The sequence below is a fragment of the Aliidiomarina halalkaliphila genome (assembly GCF_007096385.1).
GTDB classification, from domain to species: domain Bacteria; phylum Pseudomonadota; class Gammaproteobacteria; order Enterobacterales; family Alteromonadaceae; genus Aliidiomarina; species Aliidiomarina halalkaliphila.
This window is the reverse complement of record NZ_VJWL01000003.1, coordinates 275,152-296,886: the sequence shown is the minus strand read 5'-3', so window position 1 is coordinate 296,886 and position 21,735 is coordinate 275,152. Positions and strand designations below refer to the sequence as shown.

Sequence of the window (21,735 nt, the reverse complement as noted above, 5' to 3'; positions counted from 1 at the left end):
AAAGCTCTCCTCATTGGGTACTTTGCGCACCTGCCAATTTGTACAGACAAGTGCATATTTGGCCGTATTATGACACGAAGCGACGCAAAAGTCTTACTTGATAAGTATCTATAAAATAACGACTTTTAAAGGTAAATTAGAATTGCAGATCGGTCGCATAACTATGCAGAAGGGAGGGGTTCTCGTTGCGTGGTTATGCGCTCTTGGATCCCTGTTTGACTACCTTTTTTGTCGACGAGCCGACAAAAGTTTTCAAGAATATCATGGCCATAGCCACTTAAAACCGACTCCGGATGGAATTGCACCCCAAATATCGGTAAATCACGGTGAGATAACGCCATAATCTCACCCGGTACATCCTGTTGTTCAGCCCGCGGCACTACCCGTGCATCAATACGCAAACACTCCGGTAGGCTTGGTTCTTCGACCACTAAAGAGTGGTAGCGCACCACTGGAAAACTCGCCGGCAAGCCGCGAAACAGGGTGCTGTGATTATGTGTGATAGTAGAACGCTTACCGTGCATCACTTGCTGCGCACGCACCACGCGCCCTCCGAACACCTGGCCTATGGCTTGGTGCCCGAGGCACACACCTAGAATTGGAATTTTGTCGGCAAAGGCACGAATCGCGGCTAATGAAATTCCAGCCTCATTTGGCGTGCACGGCCCCGGTGAAATCACCAAGGCCTGAGGATCTAGCGCAAGAATTCCGGCAACATCGATGGCGTCATTTCGAATCACCCGCACCTCATAGCCAAGCTCTTGAAAATAGCGTGCTAAATTATGCGTAAATGAATCGTAATTATCGATCAATAGAATCAATGGACACGCACCCTTGGCTCGCTTTTATCGCGGTAATACAAAGCCAACGGCATCATACACGCGACGCAAGGTTGCTTGTGCCTCCGCCGATGCCTTCTCGGCGCCCTTGTGCATGACTGCATCTAAAGTGGCTTGATCCGCCCGCAACTCGTGATAGCGCTGTTGGATTGGCTCCAATAGAGCAACCACAGCATCGGCAACGTCGCCCTTTAGATGACCGTACATTTTCCCTTCGTATTCCGCGACTAGAGAATCAATACTACGTCCGGTGGCACCGCTTAACAAGGTTAGTAAGTTTGCCACACCAGCCTTCTCCGAGGGATCGTAAGCCACACGAGGCGGATCTTCAGAATCTGTGACCGCACTCTTTATTTTCTTGGCAATCTTCTTTGGATCTTCCAACAAACCAATGTAGTTCTTCGGATTATCATCGGATTTCGACATCTTCTTGCTGGCATCTTGCAAACTCATAATCCGAGCGCCGTGTTGCGGAATAAATGGCTCCGGCACCACAAATACGTCGCCGTAAATATTGTTAAAGCGCGTTGCTACATCTCGAGCCAGTTCTAAATGTTGTTTTTGGTCATTGCCCACCGGAACTTCGTTGGCGTTATACAACAAGATGTCTGCCGCCATTAGCACCGGGTAAGTAAATAAACCCGCATTCATGTTGGATTCTTGCTTCTGGGATTTATCTTTGTACTGGGTCATCCGGTTGAGCTCACCCATTTGCGTATAGCAATTGAGGATCCAAGCGAGCTCCGCATGTTGCGGTACATGAGACTGTAAGAACAAGGTGCTCTTCTCAGGGTCTAAACCACAGGCAAGATAAAGCGCTAAGCCATCCAGCGTAGCTGCGCGCAGCGCCGCGGGATCTTGACGTACCGTAATCGCGTGTAAATCCACCAACATAAAATGACACTGATGTGTGTCCTGCATTGCTACCCACTGCCGCAAAGCGCCCATATAGTTGCCAATAGTTAATTGTCCGGAAGGCTGGCAGCCACTTAATACAACGGGTTTGTTCATGTGCAGTTTCCTAGTTAGCGTTCTCTGTATTCACTCGTGATGACATCATCAATAGAGAAAATTCAATGCAAATTACGACCGTGACACTTGGGCCAGTTCGTCGCGCATTTGACGAATCACCTGACTGTAGTCCGGTTGATTAAAAATGGCCGAACCGGCGACAAACATATCAGCGCCCGCATCCGCGATAGCGCGAATGTTATCGGTTTTTACACCACCGTCGACCTCTAAAATAATATCGCGTCCGCTCTGATCGATGCGCGCCCGTACTTCACGTAACTTATCAAGGGTGCTGGGAATAAACGACTGACCACCAAACCCCGGATTCACCGACATCAATAAGATAATATCCACTTTATCCATCACGTAATCCAAGTAATGCAGTGGCGTCGCCGGATTAAACACCAAACCCGCTTTACAACCCTGATCACGAATTAACTGTAGGGTGCGGTCTATGTGTGTAGAGGCTTCTGGATGGAAAGTAATGATACTCGCCCCTGCTTTTGCAAATTGGGGCACAATGGCATCTACCGGCTGTACCATTAAATGAACATCGATAGGTGCGGTGATACCGTAATCACGCAATGCTTGGCAGACCATAGGGCCAATGGTGAGATTCGGCACAAAGTGATTATCCATCACATCAAAGTGCACCACATCGGCTCCCGCCGCGAGCACTGCGTCCACTTCTTCACCCAAGCGAGCGAAGTCGGCAGATAAAATTGAAGGGGCAATGAGATAATCGCGCATACGGTATCCTTTGGCGTCATTTTCCACAAATTTCTCCTATTCTATCAACACATGAGCCACCAAGCACCCAAAAACAATTCTGGATTGCCCCTACGCTTGCTGATAAAGTGGACGTTGTAGTATTTGTTAAGGATTAAGCGCTCCGAGGTCGACTATGTTGAAACTAACCATAGGCCTGTGTGCGGTGGCAGTAACGGGTGTATTGACTCTACAGTACGCCTCCTATTCAGCGGAAGCTGAAGACTGCCGTACAAACGTTCGCGATAGGGACCAGCGAACGGTCAGCCAAACATGTACACGGAGCGTAAACTGGTTTGCTTGGGCAAGTGGCAAGAGCCGCTCAACGCAATTCCATTTTCTGGATTTACTAGAGCTCACATTGGGTAAATCCAATGATCAAAACAATAAGCAGAGCGGGTCAAAACCTGCATCATAAAGGATCTGTGAGTTTATCATGACGGAACAACGAGAGCGCCCTGGGTTATTTGCGGTTGTTATCAGTGTGCTCGCAGCCATGTTTGGTGTACAAACTGAGGCCAACCGTCAACGTGATTTCTCCGCAGGAAATCCACTTGCTTATATCATCGTTTTTGTCATTATCTTGGTGCTCTTTGTACTCAGCGTCGCTGCGGTGGTAAAGCTGGTTATGAATCTCACCGGTTAACAACGCCAAATTCTAAAAAGCCCCGGGTTGTCTCCACAGCCCGGGGCTTTTTGCTGGTCGACGCCGCGTTACGCCGCTATACCTGAGTGACGTAAGAGCGCACTGATTTCTGGCTCACGACCACGGAACTCACGAAACAAGGTTTTTGCGTCGCGGCTTCCACCTTTTTCCAAAATCTTAGTGAGAAAGTCGCGGCCAGTTTGAGGATTGAAAATACCTTCTTCCTCAAAACGTGCATAGGCATCCGCCGACAACACCTCCGCCCACTTGTAGCTGTAATACCCTGCAGCATATCCACCGGCAAAAATGTGACCAAAACTATGCTGGAATCGATTGTAAGCAGGGGGCCGCACCACCGCTACCTGCGATCGAACGCGGTTCAGAATTTCTTGCACACGACCCGGTTGACCCGCTTGAAGATCTTGGTGAATACCCATATCAAATAACGAGAACTCAAGCTGTCGTACCATTTGCATCGCCGCTTGAAAGTTTTTCGCCGCTAGCATCTTGTCTAACAAATCCTGTGGCAGAGGTTCGCCGGTTTCATAATGCCCCGATATAAATGCCAAAGCCTCGGGTTCCCAACACCAGTTTTCAAGAAACTGACTGGGTAACTCGACCGCATCCCATTCCACCCCGTTAATACCAGACACTCCCGCCACATCCATTTGCGTGAGCATATGGTGCAGCCCGTGACCAAATTCATGGAATAGGGTGATCACTTCATCGTGCGTAAACAACGCAGGCTTGTCGCCCACTGGCTTATTGAAATTACAGGTGAGGTAGGCCAACGGCAGTTGTAACTGTCCGTTCGGCAAACGTCGGCGCACCGCACAATCGGCCATCCATGCACCCCCGCGCTTTTTTCCGCGGGCGTAGAGATCAAGATAGAACCCAGCCCGTTTCTGATTTTTTTCATCAAAAATTTCAAAATAACGAACATGGGGATGCCAAGTTTCTGCCTCGGCCTCGATAATACGAATGCCAAACAAACGCTCAGCCACCGTAAATAACCCCTCAACCACGCGCTGCTCGGGGAAATATGGTCGCAACTGCTCATCAGAAATGGAAAAGGACGCTTGTTTAAGCTTCTCGGCATAATAAGGCACATCCCAAGCCTCAAGCTCATCGATCCCATGCTCCGATTGTGCATAGGCTTTAATCTCTGCAAATTCCGCTTTTGCCTGCCCTAGTGACCGCTCAGCAAGATCCTCGAGAAACGCCATCACTTGCGCAGGGCTGTCTGCCATTTTGGTGGCTAAAGACACATCCGCATAGGTGGCAAAACCCAATAGATTAGCAAGTTCATGGCGCAAAGCTAGCGTCTCATCAATGATCGCCGTGTTATCAAATTGCCCTGCGTTTGGCCCTTGGTCCGACGCACGGGTGGTATAGGCTTCCTGCATTTCGCGCCGCAGTTCCCGGTCTTCGCAGTACATCATCACCGGCAAATACGACGGGATATCCAAGGTAAATACCCAACCATCAAGCTCACGCTCTTTTGCCGCTTCCTGCGCCGATGCGATCGCGCTTTCAGGCAAGCCTGCTAGGCGACTTTCGTCTTGCACATGACAATACCAATGATGGGTTGCGTCGAGAACGTGATTGCTAAACTGTGAACTGAGCTGCGACAAACGGTTTTGAATATCGCCATAGCGTTTCTTTTGCGCATCCGGCAAGCCCACGCCCGATAATTGAAAATCACGAATAGTATCGGTAACCACCCGCTGTTGTGCTTCGCTAAGTGACGCGAACTCTGCGGATGCCGCCAGTTTTTGATATGCCTGATATAAACCTTCATGCTGGCCAACCCAGGTTGCGTATTCCGAGAGTAATTCCAAGCAGCTATCGTGGGCTTCGCGCATGGCATCGTCACTCACCACTGCGTTCATGTGTGAAACCGGCGACCAAATGCGACTCAGCACATCATCTGCTTGCTCGAGAGGGGCTACTAATGTGTTCCACGTGGGTTGTGCTTGCGTCACGACATCGTCAATAGTGGCGCGACAATGGGCAATGGCTTCTTCCACAGCTGGGCGGACATGTTCCGCTTTAATCGCCTGAAACGGGGGATGAAAAAAGGGCTGAAGTAACGGGTTTTGATTCTCTTGCATGGGTGCGGCCTATTCTGTCCATAATGATATAATACGTGAGGGAGAATAGACCGGATTTCAAGGGCCGTTGGCTTATTTTTGCGGCCCTTTCACAATGATGTAGTCCACTTTATCTTGATCGATGGCCTTCGAGAGGTCGCGTTCCAATAACGGCTGTACTTGTTCATAAGGCGCATTCAAGCCCATAATCCCGTATGCCTGATTACGACCGTGGACCTTGCCAATATACAACGCCATGTCGGCGATTTGCAGAGCACGTTCCCAATTCAGGTCTTTTTCTGGAATGCCGGCGAAAGGCAGTGAAATAAAACCAGCGGTGGCTGTCACAGGAATCTCCATATCCTCGTGCTGTACCGGCTCGTCACCAATCGTACGCAACACCCGCTCAGTAATTTCTGCAAGCTTTTCCGGATCGCTGTTACGCAGAAAGATTAAAAACTCTTCCCCACCCCAGCGAATCACCATATCCGACGAGCGGGCCAATGTGGCTAAGCGCTCACCAATGACCTTGAGTACTTGATCGCCTGCAGCATGGCCGTATTGGTCGTTAATCTTCTTGAAAAAGTCGATATCCAACAGAATCATGGCATCCGGATGCTGCCCGGGCTGTGCTCTGCGCTCATCAGTCTGGCGCTTCGACATTTGCTCTTGCAGGGCCCTACGATTCAGTAACTGAGTCAATGGATCTCGCAGTGAATGGAATTCCAATTGCTTATTGGCGTCTTTCAAGCGCAAGTTAGCGCGACGGGCAGCACGATAGAGCAAGGCCACCAGAATTAGACCAAACACCACCACGATTCCAAACAGAATAAAGATCGTACGCTGCAAGCGGGCATTTTCAATGACGCGTTCTTGCAATGCATTACGCTGTTCAAGCAGCTCAATCTGTTGGGCCTGTTCGATGGCTTCGTAGCGCGCTTGCATTTCCGACATGCTTTTCTCGCGTTCGCTCTGGAACACCTCTTCATTCAGGCGACGCTGTTCTAATAAGGCTTCCGCTTGCTGCTCGAACATCCCAGCTCGCTGATACGCTTTGGCAATGTAGGTATACAAATCCACTTGCTCAGATTCGCTATAATGCTCTAACAGATACGCCCCATGCTCTTCAATAGCGGCGATACCTTCACTGGCGTTTCCAAGCATGACCTGAATATACCCGAGGTTAAACTGGATTAAGTGCGCCGTGTCTTCATTTTCCGCCGCCAGCGCTTGCTCGAGCGCTTGGCTTAGCACTTCCTCTGCCTCAGCGTAGCGCTCTTGATGAATCAAGGTACTGCCAATGTTATTCATGCTGACAAGCACAATGCCAGGCTGATTCGTTCGCTCCGCCCACTCAATGGCTTCTTGGTGAACATCAATCGACGCTTGATGCTGATCCATCTGTCCATGCAAATAGCCTTTCATTAGCAACAACGACGGAATATCTTCTTCGAGGCTGGAATCTTCTCGAGCCTCTCGAATAGAGCGGTTCACAATTTCTAATGCCGCAGGGTAATTTCGCAGATCCGACTGAATCAGTGCAATTTGTCGATTCAAGCCTAGTCGGCGCGTCGCACTGCGCTCATTATTAATTTCACTTAGGGCATCTTGCGCGTATAGAGCATGGGTGAGCGCCCGCTCAAACTGACTATTGGAACGAAACATGCCGGTAATCACAACATTACCGTAGTAGCGAACCCGGGGATTTTCTGCATGAATCAAGTGTTCTGCAAGTTGATCAGATACCAACAAGGCTTGGGTAGTTTCTCCCTGCCACGCCAAAAGCGCGACTTTATTGGCGAGCACTTCCGACCATACATCAGGATACGGGTTACGTTCGGCGTAACGCACTAAGTCAGTCACTATACTAACCGCATTATCGACATCACCGTCTTCGGCAACTTCAAACGCACGATAGGTCCAAGCTCGAACATAGGTGCTCGGGGCATGGCGGGTGTTTAGGCCGACAATGACTTCTTGCAACAGCACACGTTTCGCTTCTCGATCGGAAAGCGATAAGTAGCGATCCAGTTGCTCTTCATAGGGCGTGTGGGTGAGCGCACTACCGTCCGCTTTTACCACCGGGGCAAATAAAACACTCAATAATGCGATCCACAAACACGCCACCACAAACGAACGTTGTCGAGGAGAAATACACTTATGATCAACTGGGTGTGTTAGGGTCATCGCCGTTTCTTTTATAGTAATAATGGTGGAGTTGCGTAATTTTCGCTAAGTTGTTTTTATTCTTCTTTTTATTATGTAAACAAATGTGTCAAAGTCTGATTAGAAATACTACAGTTACCTTCACAGGAATTAAACAATTATTGCAAAAAAATAACGCCGAGTTGTATAGCTAACAAGAGAGCACACCATGACATCAGCGGAACCTAGCGAACAGATTTGGCAATTTCTAGAAAATGCTATTTTAACCACGGATAACATTCCCCAAGCGATTGTGATTGTGTTTGCCTTAGCCAGTGCCTTAACCACCGGAAAATTACTCCGTGATGCCATCGGACAACGAGGCGAAGCGAGCCAGGGCTTTCGGCGAATTGCCATTCGTTCCGTAGAGCGCTTAGTTTGGCCCGTAAGCATGGTGATCGTAGTAGCCCTTGGTCAGCTTGTCTTGCGCGCATTAAACTTCACCACCTCCGCGTTGGACATCATTCTTCCGCTATTGCTCTCATTCGCCGCCATTCGACTGGTGGTCTATTTCCTGCGCAAAGGTATCCGCGGAGGCCCCCTATTAAAAGCTTCAGAAAGCGTGATCGCCGGTACCATTTGGTTAATTGTCGGGCTCTATTTGGTTGGCTTGCTACCAGATACATTGGCCGCACTCGATTCGGTTGGTGCCAACATAGGCAACTTCCGCTTATCACTGCTTTCAGGATTGCAAATCGCCTTTCTAATCATTGTTGCACTCACGGTCAGTGGCTGGCTTACGCACCTCATCGAGCGACGCTTGTCGGCAACCAACGTAATTACAGCAACTACCCGTGTTGGTCTCGTAAAGTTCGTGAAGTTCGGCTTTATTACCATTGCTATTTTGGTGGTTCTTGGCAGCGTAGGCATTGATTTATCGACGTTAGCCGTTTTCGGGGGGGCCCTCGGTGTTGGTTTAGGCTTCGGTTTGCAACGTATCGCCGCCAACTTTATTAGTGGCTTTATTCTTATTCTTGATCGCTCAGTGAAGCCCGGCGATATCATTTCCATCGGGGGCACTATTGGTTGGGTGCAAGAACTCAAGTCGCGTTACATCGTACTGCATGATCGTGATGGCGTGGATACACTCATTCCAAACGAAAATCTAATTACATCTGAAGTGATCAACTGGAGTTATGCGGATCGCAATGTAAGATTGCGCATCCCTGTCGATGTCAGCTACAGCACCGATTTAGATAAAGCGTCGGAACTTGTGAAAGAGTGTGCGAAGGCCTCGCCACGGGTGTTAAGTAGCCCGGAACCGAATGCTTGGGTCACCGATTTTGGTGATAGTGGTATAACGATTGAACTGCGGGTGTGGATTTCCGATCCAGAGAACGGATTTGAGAATGTCCGCTCCCCTATTCGATTAGCAATCTGGCGGGCATTTAAGGAAAACAACATTACCATTCCATTCCCGCAACGGGACCTGCATTTACAATCGGTATCCGAAAATACCTTGGAAAAGCTCAATGAGCTTTTGGCGAAATCAGATGTTAAAAAAAGCGGCGATTAAAATCGCCGCTTTTACTTTAACGTCATACTCATCCAGTTAACGGGCCAGTGCCGCTCGGTTTACTTGACCATCTTGCTTGTAGACCACGCCATCTTTCATCACAAAGTCAACGCGTTGTAAAAGGTTCATGTAACGTAATACATCACCGCGCACCGCGATAATATCCGCCACTTTACCCTCGGATACTGAGCCATAGCGATCAGCGACACCCATCATCACAGCGGGCCAATAGGTCGCGGCACGGATTGTTTCTTGCGCATCGAATCCCATCTCATCCACCCAAAATGCCATTTCTTGCCAGGTCGATTGGCAATGGAATTTCATTGGGATGCCCGAATCGGTGCCAACCAACATCACTACGCCGGTTTCTTTCAACTGGTTAATCTTGTTTTTCAAGGTCCCCCGCCGCAACGGTGTGAGTTGGGTATAACCCAACTGTGCTGGGTTGCGAATCGACTGGTGAATATCAGCGATCGTGTCTTCGGCTAAGCCTTCATGCCAGCACGGATCGTCTAAACGGGTGGGGTTCTCTACTGTGTGCTGATAGTTCCATAATCCTTCAACCGTCGGTGTCCAGAACAGCAATCCATCGAATATACCCACGGCTGTACGCTCTTTTAGGGCATCGAGAATATCCTGAGGGTATCCGGGGGCTGTCGTGAGTCCGGTATGCTCAAAATTATCCACGCCCAATTTCAAACCGACGCGTATTTCATTCGGGCGGTGGGCGTGAGCCACCACCACCATGCCGCGATCATGGGCTTCATCCACAATGGCTTGGGCAACTTCGAATTCCATTTCATCGTGTTCGATAAGCTTGACAATATCCATGCCCGCTTCGTGTAATTGGCGTACTTTCGAGCGCGCATCGCTAACACTAGTTACGCGCCACCGATAATTTGCTTGCCAATCATCCACTTTATGTTGCAAGAAGGGGCCCGATACATACAAATTGGGGCCAGGAATCTCACCACTACTGATCTTACGTTTAATTTCTGTAGAATCCTCTAGAGGCGCACCTAGATCACGCACACTGGTGACACCAGCCAGCAACAACTGCAACGCAGCCGCCGGCATGATTTCATCAACAAAACGGTCTGCATACTCCGCTTGCCAGTGAATGTAATCTGCGTGTCCGACAAGCTGCAAATGGGCATGATTTTCCCACAAACCAGGCATTACATCATGGCCCCACATGGGCACCTCACGGTAGCCTTCAGGCACAGGCAAGGTATCTACCGTACCAACCTTTTGAATAATGCCATCTTCAATCAAAATAACACTGCGAACTAAAGGTGGGCTCACATAGCCGTCAATCAAACGACCACCAACTAAGGCCACTTTCTCTGCAAAAGCTGGAGGAATCGCTATTGTGACTAGGGCAACTAGCCATATCATTCTTCTTATCATGTTCCATACCTCGTTTATGTGGATGACACCTCTAGCATGTGCCCAGATCACGAGTTTCGCAATGCCGCCAATCCCGCGATTGCGGGAGTTGGTCGGTTATTTATGTAACAAGATAACGAATAAGAAAAGGGAATAACTATCGTTGCACAGAGACAGGGCTGGGGATGGATTCAATCTGTAGCCAGCCTTGTGAGTTGGCGTGGTCAAAGTCGCGGAAGATTTGCTCTTTCACCACGTCAATGGGCTGGGTTATGCCATGTAGGTAATGGGCCTGATTTCTGCCATGCAATTTACCGAGGTACAACAAAGAATCTGCCAAGCGTAAGCACTCTTCCCAATTACAATCGTCCAGAGTGCTACCTTGTAATGGCAAATCAATCACCCCTGCCGTAGCGCTCACCGGAATATTCTGCTGCTCGAAAGTAACAGGCTGTGCAGCGAATAAGCGCAGCAGTTCACGGGTAATCTCAACCACATCACGACCACGGATATCGGGCATGAAGATCACGAACTCTTCCCCTCCCCAGCGAACCACCAGATCGTTACTGTGAATAAATTGTTTTAAGCGCTGCGCGATGGTAATGAGCACCTCATCGCCTGCAGTGTGACCAAAGTTATCGTTGATGGTCTTAAAATGATCGATGTCGATCAGGATCATAGCGCCGCGCGACTCACTGTCGGCCTTTGCAGTAAATGTGTCGAGCGTGCGTTGCAATGCTCGACGATTGGCCAGTTGGGTCAGAGGGTCCCGTAAGTTTTGTTCTTTCAAACTTTCATTGGTTTCATTGAGTACTTTATTGGTGCGTTGGGCACTGCGGTACGCAAAAAACAGTACCAGAGCCGCCAAAATAACACTAAGCGCGAACAGGAAGACGATTCGCCGTTGTAAGCTCGTATTTGCAATTTGTTGAGCCTGCACAATGTTTTCTTGCTGCAGCAATGTAATCTGTTGGGCTTTTTCTTGGGCTTCGAATCGTGCTTGTAATTCCGATAATGCTTCATCACGCTCGGCTCGGAAAATACGCTGGCGCAGTTGCAGCAATTCATCGAGGGTTTCCGCTTGCTCCTGATAACGTTCCGCTGACCCATACGCGATCGCCAAGTAGCTCATCATTTCTGCGTAATCTCGTTGGCGCCCAGCGCTTTCGGTCAAGGCAATAATTTCGCGCATTTGCGAAATACCTTGCTCGTAGTTCCCTTGCTTTACATCAATATCCGCTAGGTTAAAGGCTACGAACTGACGTTCTGTTTCATAGTTCTGTGTTTCAGCAATGGTTAGCGCCTTCAACAGCACATCACGTGCATGGTCATACTCACCAAGCTGGATATACACCGATCCCATATTATTACGTGCTGCTAAAACTCGACGAGTATCATCGAGGCGTTCAGCCCATTCAATAGTTTCGGCGTAGGTGATTAAGCTCTCGCGCGGCCCATGCTCAGGAATATTGCCTTGCAAATAGCCTTTGAGTAACAACAATTCCGGAATTCGGTGATGTACGTTCTGTCGCTTTGCCTCCTCTAAGGTGGCTTCCACCAGCTCCATCGCTGATTCAAAGTGTTCCAACTCCGTTTGCAAGCGGGCAATATGTAAATTCAGAAATTGGCGCCGGCGCAATGATTGCGCACCGTCGTTCAATGCGATCGCCTCTTGCGCGGCTAAGTAATGACCTAACGCATCTTCAAAGTGTTGCGCTTGATGCAGCACCCGAGCGGCTACGTTGTGGGTGAAAAACAAAACACGCTCATCTGTAACCGATGGCAACCACTGGTCTAAATCGACAATTGTAGCAATGGCTTGTTGCCTTTGGTTGCTCTCTGCCAACACTTCGATTCTAACCGCATAGGCTTCCGAAATCGCTGTTGGGTAATTGCTTGCCAAGGCTCGCTCAATAAGGCGATCTGCCAATTCTATGGCAGCGTCGTGATCGCGTTCGGCGTGAACTAATTCGAGCGCTCGGTAACCCCATGCCCGCACGTAGGTGGCCACAGGCGTGGTGTCGGAAATCATTGCAAGGATCTGCTCAAATTCGTCTCTGCTTTGCGGATACATACCTGCACCGAGCATACTATCCAATTGAGCTTCAATAGCCGGATCTCGCTTGTCGCTGGGCTTATCAGAATTCGCATATACGGGCGCAATGGCAGTGGTCAGACTCACACAACACAGCATGAGCCCCAGCATGAATCGCTGGTGCAAGCGGGGAAATAATGAAAGGCTAAATCTATTCAACGAGCGACCCATCCAAATTAACGGCAACATGGCCCATGCCCGTTGCATCAAAAGCTGTGCGCTCAAGGAAGAGCATTACAAGCTTACCCTACAAACATACTGGTCTGACAACAAGGGGTAAACCCTCAATATACGACTAACAGTACAGTTTTTAGGCTGAACAAAAAATCATACTAGCAGTAAGCAATTATCACAATTTAAACTTTACATAAAGCAAACCACTAGGCCACTTCTTTGATCTGAATCAATGGCAACATTCCAAACTTCGCGCGGGCCTGATCGCAACGCGGATTTGAGCCATCAAGACTGGCATCAAACTCGCGGCAGGGCGTAGGCCGATCACCATAAATACTGCAGCCGACAGATTCGCCAATCGTTCCGGAAAGCGCCACACATCGAGGTGTTGGCGAGTTCGTGCCTTGCATACACCGATAAAATGAATTGACTTGCTCAGTGAGCTCATGGGGAACGAACCCAGCGGGCGCATCATCCCCTTCCGCCCAATAGAATGACACACGAAAACTTGCGCAGCAGGCGCCGCACGTAACACATGGATTAAACGTACTCATGCTTTTACTCAACACTCAACGATGACCGTTATGGTCAGAACGGAACTTAGGAAGACCCCATTGAACATCAAGCTGCCACAAGGCTGTGGCGTTGAAGTTTGCCGATTATAATTTAACCGTTATTTGTTTGCGAAGTAATTTCGCTTAAACCGTAGGAATCTTGTTCAGTCACGGGTAAAATTCTGCGCTTACCTGTCACTAGTTAGATGAGATGGAAACGGAATTATGGGTCGCGCGTATCAAAACCGTAAAGAATCGATAGCGAAAACCGCTGCAACAAAGAGCAAGATTTACAGCAAATATGGTCGCCAAATTTACGTGGTCGCCAAACAAGGGGGAACCGACCCCGCTGCAAACTTATCCTTGCGCGGACTCATTGATAGCGCCCGAAAGGATCAAGTACCCGCCCATGTCATCCAAAATGCGCTCGATAAAGCGAGCGGTGTCGGTGGCGAAGATTATTCTACGGCGCGCTACGAAGGGTTTGGCCCCGGTAACTGCATGGTATTAGTGGAGTGTCTTACCGATAACCCTAATCGCACCATCGGTGAAGTACGCAACTGTTTCACCAAAAGCAAATGCAAGCTCGGCGCCCCGGGTTCCGTAGCGCATATGTTTGATCACTGCGCGATTTTTAGCTTCACCGGCAACGATGAAGATGCGGTTCTTGAAGCATTAATGGAAGCGGATGTGGATGTAAGCGACATCGAAGCTGAAGACGGAACCATTACCGTGTTCGCGCCACATACGGAATATGCAAAAACGCAGAATGCATTAACCGCCGCTTTTGGAGATGACCTAGAATTTGATGTTCAAGAGATTCAGTTTATTCCACAAACGACGCTGGAAATAAGTGCGGAAGATATGCCGATGATGACACGTCTATTAGATATGTTAGAAGATTGCGACGACGTGCAACGCGTGTTTCATAACGGCATATTACCGGAGTAGTTTTTGTCACTCGGTTCGAATGAAAACGTCCACCTCGGTGGACGTTTTGCTAGGTGGCGTTCAGTGCTGCTTCGAGACGCTGATAAAACTGCCCTGCGTGGTAACCATCAGCCAAAGCATGGTGCGCATGAAAAGCCACCGGCAAGAACCAGCGACCTCGATCTTTGAATAACTTACCCACAGAAATTTTCGGACAACTATCCGCACGGGAGAACGGGCGCGCATGCGACACACTGGTAAATTTGATCCAAGGAATGGCAGAAAAGTGGATCACGTTATCTTGCCCATTCGAGGGGAGTAAATCATGACTTGCCCGAACACGCTCAATTTCACGCTTAGCTGCTTCTGCAAACTGCTTAAGATCCTCGTGAAAGGGGATATAAGAGAAACCAAACGTATGGTTAGTCCGCAGCACCGTCGCGCTGACATCGATACGATCATAATGGTACAGATCGCCCGCTTCAATTCTGAATTTCAATGCATCAATGGTATTTACAACGGCCATCACGGCGTGCATATAGCGCAAATAAAACGAGTGTTGGCGCTGCTTTGCCTCAGTATACAGGCCCGTGCATTCCACATTAGCGGTTAAACCAAAGAAAGGCTCTTCAAAGGCGTTGAAAAACGAAAAATGCTGTTCGCGTTCCCACCCTTCAATCTCTACTTTTGTTTTGCTTGCCATATCACACATCCATTTATCCTAATCGCTGCGAGCACCATTACTTGCGGCAATCAGCTTATGCGCCTAAATTTTAACCAACGTGACCTTTGTAATCAGGCATCCACGCAGTCGTGGGTGACGCATCCTGAAATTCCAAAACACGTTGGAGGAACGAAACATGACACACCTTACGTTATTAGTCACCGTTGTACTCATGCTGGTCACCGCACCAGCGTATGCCAACGACCATCATAAATCGAACAAAGACGAAGCCAAACATCACATCGTATTTACCAGCGAAACGGTGCAATGGCTTGATGGTCCCGTGCACGAGAGCAGTAAATCAGAAAACCCCAATGGCCAGCCATTGGGGTTTCTTTCTTGTTCTATCAGCGCAAGGTAACAAATTCCTCAGCGCTAGTGGGGTGAAGTGCGACAGTGGCATCAAAGTCGGCTTTCGTCGCCCCCATTTTAATCGCTACCGCAAATCCTTGCAGGATCTCGTCCATGCCCTCTCCAATGCCGTGCAAACCCACTACTTTTTCATCGTCGCCCACACACACTAATTTAAAATTACTCAACTCTCGGTAGGGCGTAATGGCGTTATACATGGCCGCAAACCCGGACTTGTAGACCTTGACCTGCTCCTCACCAAACTGCTCCACGGCTTCCATTTCGGTTAAGCCCAATGTGCCAATGGGCGGATGACTAAATACAATCGTAGGGATCAAACTGTAGTCCATATGTGCGTCTGGCATATCTTTATTAAATAAACGTTCGGCTAATAAACGCCCCGCCTTAATTGCCACTGGGGTGAGTTGCGCTTCACCAGTAATATCGCCGACCGCATAAATACCTTGCACATTGGTGTTCTGATAGGGGTCAGTTCGAATGTACCCCGCATCGTCGGTTTCTACACCGGCTTTATCAAGGCCGATATTATCCGTTGCTGGCTCCCGACCAATGGCCCAAATCAAGCAATCAACGTCGGTGATTTTTTCGTCACTTTGGGTGGTAATCGTCAACAAGCCGTTACTTTCTTTAACCACGGATTTCACCTCTGAATACTGATGCAAGGTTGGCCCGTGGCGATTCACCAAATCACATAAAGTATCAATGATATCGCGGTCAAAACTGCGCAGTGGGCGATCGTGACGCACCAATAAATGGGTATCCGAACCAAGCGCATTGAGTACGCCGGCAATCTCTACCGCGATATAGCCCGCACCGACCACAACTGCTTTTTTAGGCTGCTTGGTTAAGGCAAAGAAGCCATCCGAATCAATCCCATATTCTGCGCCCGGTACTTTAGGGATGGTTGGCCGCCCGCCTACTGCAATCGTGATATGGTCTGCACTTATCCGCTCACCATTTACTTCCACTTCGTTAGGCCCAACGAAGCGCGCATAGCCCTCAATAAATTCCACGTTATTTCCGGCAAAGCCGCGGTGATATGCACCGTGAATTCGCTCGATATAGGCCTCACGATTCTTCACTAAGGTTGCCCAGTCAAACCCAGACTGTTCAAGCTTAAAACCATAGGCATTGCTGTATTTAATGGCTTCAGCAATGTGGGCACCGTACCACATCACCTTTTTAGGAACACAGCCGACATTCACGCAAGTACCACCGACTTTTTTCGCTTCAATGACTGCGGCTTTCGCACCCCGCATTGCCGCTCTATTGGCTGATGCAATACCGCCACTGCCTGCACCAATGCTCAAATAATCGTAATGTCTGCTCATGTCCCCTCGCTTTTACTGAACTACTAATTTGCGTATGAAAAATAATGCCGCAGTATACCATGCTGCATTGCCCCATGTGTTTACACAAAATTCGATTAGGCTTATCTGGACCTTTTGACTATGATCATGCAATCTGAACGACGGGATATCGCTAGGAGAACGTCATGCATCGGAATGCAGGCCCAGCAAAGTTGTTACGCAAAGCGCGCTTGTTGCGGCCATTATCATGGCTAATGATAGCTGCTCTCTGGGTACCTGTGAGTTGGGCTGATGAGCCACAATCTGAGACTGAGCAAGAAGCCACACAGGAGCTCGACCTCGGCTGGCTAGATAGCATTCAAGATGGTGTTGAGGTGACCGTCGATGCAACGGCACGTTGGTTCGATCAATTTTTTGGCGATGCACGCTCACTCGACGACGCCCCCGGTTCCCGCGGGCGCATTTCTGTTGGTCCAGAATGGAGCGACTATTCGGGTTGGAAAGTGCGTTCAAGTTTGCGCGCGCAGTTTACCCTACCGAATACGGAAGAGCGCTTTTCAGCGATTATCGGCCGCGTTGATTTTGACGATTTCGTGACCGGTGATGATACCCATCGGCGCGGTTCGGTGATCCGAAGTGAAACTGGCAATGAAGAATGGATTGTGGGGCTAGGTTTCGATCCGAGTCGCGGTGAGACCAGTCGTTTTTCAGTATCCGCCGGTATTCGAGGTGGCTTACGCGCCGATCTCTACACTCAAGTACGCTATCTCAATCAGTACCGCTTTAATGACTTCAATCAAGCCCGCAGCCGCACTAGTTTGTTCTGGCGTAATAGCGACGGCTTCGGTATCAACCAACGGGTCGATTGGGAAAACAGCCCCTCACCCGCGTGGCTGAATCGATTGAGTATGGATATCACGCGTGCGGAGCGGGTTGCCGGCTATCGCTGGCGCTCGAGCATTGCTAGCTATCATATCTATGAACCGGAACGTGCGATGGCGGTGGAGTTCTTCTGGCGGGGTGAAACAAAAATGGACGTGCCCTTACGAGATCACGGATTTAGACTGATCCACCGCCGCAGTTGGTTACGAGACTGGCTCTTTCTAGAAACCTATGGCGGGCTGCATTGGCCACGTCGTGAACTCGATGAGCCCCGCCTAGGAAGTTATCTCGTTGGCTTTGAAATTGAAATGTGGTTCGGCAATTAATTGGTAAAATCAGACACATCCAAATCCTCATCGAGACGGATCTCTACATTTGCACGATCCCGAAGCAACTGAATCGTTCCGTCAATACCATTCTGGCGCAATGACGACTGCATTTCCGCTTGTTGGGTATTGAGCATCGATACGCCCTCCGCCACTAAATCAAATGCCATCCACGGCGCAGTTGGATTGCGTCGCTGCAGGTGAAAGTCGAGACGAATAGGCGGTCGGCCACCTTCTTCAATAAGTTGTGCCCGCACAACAACACGTCGCTGGTTTTCGTAATCACCACCTCGGGCAAAATTGAGCTTGTGTTTACTTTCATCAAATTGCGTAAACACCCGCGCATAAGTCGTAATCAGGTATTCCCGAAACACTTCCACAAACTCTGTTTGCTGCGCTTCGTTTAGGCGTTGCCAATTACGCGCCATCACAGAGCGCGCAGCAAACTGATAGTCTGAATACGGAAGCAACTCTTCTTCCATAATCGTTCGCAAATACTGAGGATTACTTTCAATACGCGTACGCTCTGATGCAATACGCGTGGTGATTCGCTCGGCAATTTGCTCAAGCATCCGAAACGGATTTTCGGTATCTAATTCATTACTGTGCACACTGCCCGCGCTAAGGGTTAACAACAGTGCGAACACCCAAGTAACTACAGCTTTCATGCGTTCATCCCTCTGCATTGGAGGTGGTGTCTACGAGTGTAGACCACACCTCATTGAATCACTATGCCGCCAGCGCGAAAAAGAAACCGGCGATACATGCACTCATCAGGTTAGCTAGTGTAGCAGCCAGCAACGCCCGCATACCCATAGTTGCGATATCTTTACGCCGGCTAGGTGCCATTCCACCGAGACCACCGAGCAGGATGGCTATGGATGAGAAATTGGCAAAACCACACAACATAAAGGTGATAATCACCTGACTTTGCATGCTCATCTCGTCTTTCACCTGAGCGAAATCGAGATAGGCAACAAATTCATTAATAACTAACTTCTGACCTATGAAACTCCCTGCTTGTTGCGCTTCACCCCATGGAATACCCATGATGAACGCTAAGGGTTGGAAAACAAAACCAAAAATCATTTGCATGGTGAGCTCTTCGTAGCCGAACCAGCCACCTACATAACCGAGAACGCCATTGACTAAGGCAATTAATGCCACGAATGCCAACAACATGGCACCGACATTCAAAGCTAACTGCATACCGCTCGACGCACCCGATGCAGCCGCATCAATTACATTGGCGCGACGCTCCTCTGATGGAACGTCTTCAATCACGTTATTGGGTTCTTCGGTTTCCGGAACAATAATCTTCGCCATCAGCAACGCGCCCGGAGCTGCCATAAAACAAGCCGCAATCAGATATTTCAGTTCAATACCTAAGCCCGCATAACCGGCAAGCACTGACCCTGCAATAGAGGCGAGTCCACCCACCATTACGGCAAATAGCTCAGAACGGGTCATATTCGGAATAAACGGACGCACCACTAAAGGTGCCTCTGTTTGCCCCACGAAGATATTTGCAGCGGCAGACATTGATTCAGGGCGGCTGGTGCCGAGCAGCTTCTGTAATCCCCCACCAATTAAATTGATCACCTTGGTCATAATACCGAGGTAATAGAGCACAGAAATTAACGACGAGAAGAAAACGATCACACTCAGCACGTGAATCGCAAAGATAAATCCTTGAGAGTAGCTTCCCAGATCACCGAACAAAAAAGTAATACCATCGCCCGCGTACCCAATGACAGCCGCAACACCAAAAGCGATACCGCCGAGCAAATCCTGGCCTAAAGGCACATACAGTACAAAGGCACCAAGGCCTGCCTGCAATGCGAACGCAAGGCCTACTGTGCGCCAGCGTATAGATGATCGGTTGGTCGAGAATGCAAAAGCTACTGCAAGGAGCACAGTCATGCCGATAAGGCTTATCATTGTTTTTCCCTTAACTTACTCGGGTCCGCTACTCCGCCAGGAGTTGACGAATCTTTGTTTTGATTATATCGATCGCGATCTCGTTTTGACCACCTCGGGTCACGACCAGATCCGCAAACTGCTTCGACGGAAATATGAATTCAAAAAACGCCGGACGAACATAATTTTCATATTGTTCGGTTATCGAACTAAGGGAACGCCCTCGACGCTCGATATCTCGATTAATTCGGCGTAGCAAACAGATATCCAATGGTGTGTCCATAAACACTGAAATATCGAACTGCTCTCGTAACCGAGGATCACACAAGAGTAGAATTCCCTCAACCAAAATCACGCGAGCGGGTGTCACTGAAATTGTTTCGGCTAAACGCGTGTGTTCTTTATAACTGTATTGAGGCATGTTCACAGCCTGACCGTCACGCAGTTGCTGTAGGTGTTGCGCGAGTAATTCATGTTCAAAGGCGCTGGGGTGATCGTAGTTGGTTAACACCCGTTGATCTAACGACAGATGACTTTGATCGCGATAATAGGCATCTTCGGACAACACCGAAATTCGCTCCCCACCCAGTTCAGCCACCAGTTCCTGATAGACGGTAGAGGCAAATAAGCTTTTTCCCGAAGCCGACGGCCCTGCGATCGCAATAATCGTTGTTTTTCCCACTAAGTTACCCACTTGCGTTGACGGAACAGACACAATGTCGCGCATTATCCCGAATTACGATGCATTTATAAATACGAAATTCAGCAAATCCACGGAAAAGACCGGCAAAGTTACAAAAATTTGCTACTTTTGAAGAACATAAAAATTAAAATCAAGACCAAAAAGGGCATTAGAATGAATAGTTCTTATCGTCTCGCAGAACGTTTGTTGCAAACAGCAGATATTGAGATAAACGGTGGTCGTCCATGGGATCTACAGTTGCATGACGCGCGGGCTTTAGCTCAAGCCTTGGCACGTGGAAACCTTGGTCTTGGTGAAGCCTACATGGACCACGAATGGGATTGCGACGCGCTTGACGAGTTTTTTTATCGGATTCTGCGGGAAAAAGTGCATCAACAGATTAGCCCCAGTCGCTTATTGTGGCATGCCTTAAAAAATCGTTGGTTCAACTTACAAAGCCACAAACGTGCCTGGCAGGTAGGTAAAGTACACTACGACCTTGGCAACGCGTTTTACCAAGCGATGCTAGATTCCCGCATGACCTACACCTGCGGCTATTGGAAACACGCACGTAGCCTCGAAGAAGCGCAAGCCCACAAGTTAGAACTCACCTGCCGTAAGCTTGAATTACAGCCGGGGATGAAAGTGTTGGATATTGGCTGTGGTTGGGGAAGCTTTATGCAGTATGCCTCGGAGCATTACGGTGTTGAATGCGTAGGCATTACCATTTCAAAGCAACAAGCAGCCCTTGCTCGAGAACGATGCGCCGGCTATCCAATAGAAGTACACGAGCAAGATTACCGCTCTTTAGATATGAAAGCGGATCGCGTAGTGAGTTTAGGCATGTTTGAGCATGTGGGGCCAAAGAACCACCGTACCTTCTTTGAAGTCGTCAACCGCTGCTTAGTCGATGATGGTTTAGCTCTGCTCCACACGATTGGTCGCAATCGTGCCAAAGCCATACCAGACCCATTTATTGCCAAGTATATTTTCCCAAATGGCGAACTGCCTGCCCTCCAGCAAATCAGTAGTGCAGTCGAAGGCTTATTTGTGGTTGAAGACTTGCATAACTTTGGTGCCGATTATGACCTCACCTTAATGGCTTGGCATCGTAACTTTGAAAACCATTGGCACCGCTTTCAAGAGGAGTACGGCGATCGCTTCTACCGCATGTGGCGTTACTACCTACTTTCATGCGCAGGCGCGTTTCGCGCCCGCGACATTCAATTATGGCAATGGGTACTGTCGCCAAAGGGGAAAATTGGCGGCTACCAACGCCCTACACTGACCTAATCGGTA

19 protein-coding genes are annotated in these 21,735 nt (G+C 49.0%); 6 read left to right on the top strand and 13 right to left on the bottom strand.

The window, feature by feature from the left end:
• Window positions 1-161 precede the first annotated feature (161 nt).
• From FM042_RS10025 to rpe, 3 genes are all read right to left on the bottom strand, one after another.
• Window positions 162-821: an anthranilate synthase component II gene (locus FM042_RS10025; RefSeq protein ID WP_143236288.1), complete on the bottom strand. Its 660-nt coding sequence runs from the start codon at window positions 819-821 to the stop codon at window positions 162-164.
• Window positions 822-845: 24 nt separating this feature from the next.
• Window positions 846-1,850, bottom strand: a complete 1,005-nt coding sequence (gene trpS, locus FM042_RS10020) for a tryptophan--tRNA ligase (RefSeq protein ID WP_143236287.1) — start codon at window positions 1,848-1,850, stop codon at window positions 846-848.
• 72 nt (window positions 1,851-1,922) lie between these two features.
• On the bottom strand, window positions 1,923-2,600 hold the full coding sequence (rpe, locus tag FM042_RS10015) for a ribulose-phosphate 3-epimerase (protein WP_143236286.1): 678 nt from the start codon (window positions 2,598-2,600) through the stop codon (window positions 1,923-1,925).
• A gap of 454 nt (window positions 2,601-3,054) precedes the next feature.
• Here rpe and FM042_RS10010 point away from each other — a divergent pair, with 454 nt between their 5' ends.
• On the top strand, window positions 3,055-3,264 hold the full coding sequence (locus FM042_RS10010; RefSeq protein WP_143236285.1) for a DUF2970 domain-containing protein: 210 nt from the start codon (window positions 3,055-3,057) through the stop codon (window positions 3,262-3,264).
• 68 nt (window positions 3,265-3,332) lie between these two features.
• Here the strand turns inward: FM042_RS10010 and prlC are convergent, their stop codons facing one another.
• Both prlC and FM042_RS10000 read right to left on the bottom strand, forming a co-directional pair.
• Complete coding sequence (prlC, locus tag FM042_RS10005; RefSeq protein WP_143236284.1) at window positions 3,333-5,378, bottom strand: oligopeptidase A; 2,046 nt, start codon at window positions 5,376-5,378, stop codon at window positions 3,333-3,335.
• 72 nt (window positions 5,379-5,450) lie between these two features.
• Window positions 5,451-7,544, bottom strand: a complete 2,094-nt coding sequence (locus FM042_RS10000; RefSeq protein WP_143236283.1) for a tetratricopeptide repeat-containing diguanylate cyclase — start codon at window positions 7,542-7,544, stop codon at window positions 5,451-5,453.
• Between the two features lie 187 nt (window positions 7,545-7,731).
• Between FM042_RS10000 and FM042_RS09995 the strand changes: the two genes are divergently transcribed.
• On the top strand, window positions 7,732-9,078 hold the full coding sequence (locus tag FM042_RS09995; protein WP_143236282.1) for a mechanosensitive ion channel family protein: 1,347 nt from the start codon (window positions 7,732-7,734) through the stop codon (window positions 9,076-9,078).
• 36 nt (window positions 9,079-9,114) lie between these two features.
• Here the strand turns inward: FM042_RS09995 and FM042_RS09990 are convergent, their stop codons facing one another.
• From FM042_RS09990 to FM042_RS09980, 3 genes are all read right to left on the bottom strand, one after another.
• Window positions 9,115-10,488, bottom strand: coding sequence for an amidohydrolase family protein (locus tag FM042_RS09990; RefSeq protein ID WP_143236281.1), 1,374 nt, complete (start codon window positions 10,486-10,488; stop codon window positions 9,115-9,117).
• Between the two features lie 136 nt (window positions 10,489-10,624).
• Window positions 10,625-12,649 carry a tetratricopeptide repeat-containing diguanylate cyclase gene (locus FM042_RS09985; RefSeq protein ID WP_185960769.1) on the bottom strand — a complete coding sequence of 675 codons (2,025 nt, stop codon included), beginning with the start codon at window positions 12,647-12,649 and terminating at the stop codon, window positions 10,625-10,627.
• 293 nt (window positions 12,650-12,942) lie between these two features.
• The gene (locus FM042_RS09980) at window positions 12,943-13,290 is read right to left on the bottom strand and encodes a YkgJ family cysteine cluster protein (protein WP_143236279.1); all 348 of its coding nucleotides are present in this window, start codon (window positions 13,288-13,290) and stop codon (window positions 12,943-12,945) included.
• A 225-nt stretch (window positions 13,291-13,515) separates the two neighbouring features.
• Between FM042_RS09980 and FM042_RS09975 the strand changes: the two genes are divergently transcribed.
• On the top strand, window positions 13,516-14,241 hold the full coding sequence (locus tag FM042_RS09975; RefSeq protein WP_143236278.1) for a YebC/PmpR family DNA-binding transcriptional regulator: 726 nt from the start codon (window positions 13,516-13,518) through the stop codon (window positions 14,239-14,241).
• Window positions 14,242-14,290: 49 nt separating this feature from the next.
• On the opposite strand, the gene FM042_RS09970 is transcribed toward FM042_RS09975, so the two are convergent.
• Window positions 14,291-14,923, bottom strand: coding sequence for a chloramphenicol acetyltransferase (locus FM042_RS09970; RefSeq protein WP_185960768.1), 633 nt, complete (start codon window positions 14,921-14,923; stop codon window positions 14,291-14,293).
• Window positions 14,924-15,080: 157 nt separating this feature from the next.
• On the opposite strand from FM042_RS09970, the gene FM042_RS09965 reads away from it, so the two are divergent.
• Window positions 15,081-15,305, top strand: a complete 225-nt coding sequence (locus FM042_RS09965; protein ID WP_143236276.1) for a hypothetical protein — start codon at window positions 15,081-15,083, stop codon at window positions 15,303-15,305.
• Here the strand turns inward: FM042_RS09965 and gorA are convergent.
• Window positions 15,292-16,647, bottom strand: coding sequence for a glutathione-disulfide reductase (gene gorA, locus FM042_RS09960; protein WP_143236275.1), 1,356 nt, complete (start codon window positions 16,645-16,647; stop codon window positions 15,292-15,294). The genes FM042_RS09965 and gorA overlap by 14 nt on opposite strands.
• 164 nt (window positions 16,648-16,811) lie before the next feature.
• Here gorA and FM042_RS09955 point away from each other — a divergent pair, with 164 nt between their 5' ends.
• Complete coding sequence (locus tag FM042_RS09955; protein WP_143236274.1) at window positions 16,812-17,834, top strand: hypothetical protein; 1,023 nt, start codon at window positions 16,812-16,814, stop codon at window positions 17,832-17,834.
• Here FM042_RS09955 and FM042_RS09950 read toward each other — a convergent pair.
• The 3 genes from FM042_RS09950 to udk form a co-directional block, all read right to left on the bottom strand.
• Window positions 17,831-18,502: an MlaC/ttg2D family ABC transporter substrate-binding protein gene (locus FM042_RS09950; protein ID WP_185960767.1), complete on the bottom strand. Its 672-nt coding sequence runs from the start codon at window positions 18,500-18,502 to the stop codon at window positions 17,831-17,833. The genes FM042_RS09955 and FM042_RS09950 overlap by 4 nt on opposite strands.
• A gap of 61 nt (window positions 18,503-18,563) precedes the next feature.
• Window positions 18,564-19,775, bottom strand: coding sequence for a NupC/NupG family nucleoside CNT transporter (locus tag FM042_RS09945; protein ID WP_143236272.1), 1,212 nt, complete (start codon window positions 19,773-19,775; stop codon window positions 18,564-18,566).
• A 28-nt stretch (window positions 19,776-19,803) separates the two neighbouring features.
• Complete coding sequence (gene udk, locus FM042_RS09940) at window positions 19,804-20,436, bottom strand: uridine kinase (protein WP_143236350.1); 633 nt, start codon at window positions 20,434-20,436, stop codon at window positions 19,804-19,806.
• A 120-nt stretch (window positions 20,437-20,556) separates the two neighbouring features.
• Between udk and cfa the strand changes: the two genes are divergently transcribed.
• Complete coding sequence (cfa, locus tag FM042_RS09935; RefSeq protein WP_333472954.1) at window positions 20,557-21,729, top strand: cyclopropane fatty acyl phospholipid synthase; 1,173 nt, start codon at window positions 20,557-20,559, stop codon at window positions 21,727-21,729.
• Window positions 21,730-21,735: the final 6 nt, after the last annotated feature.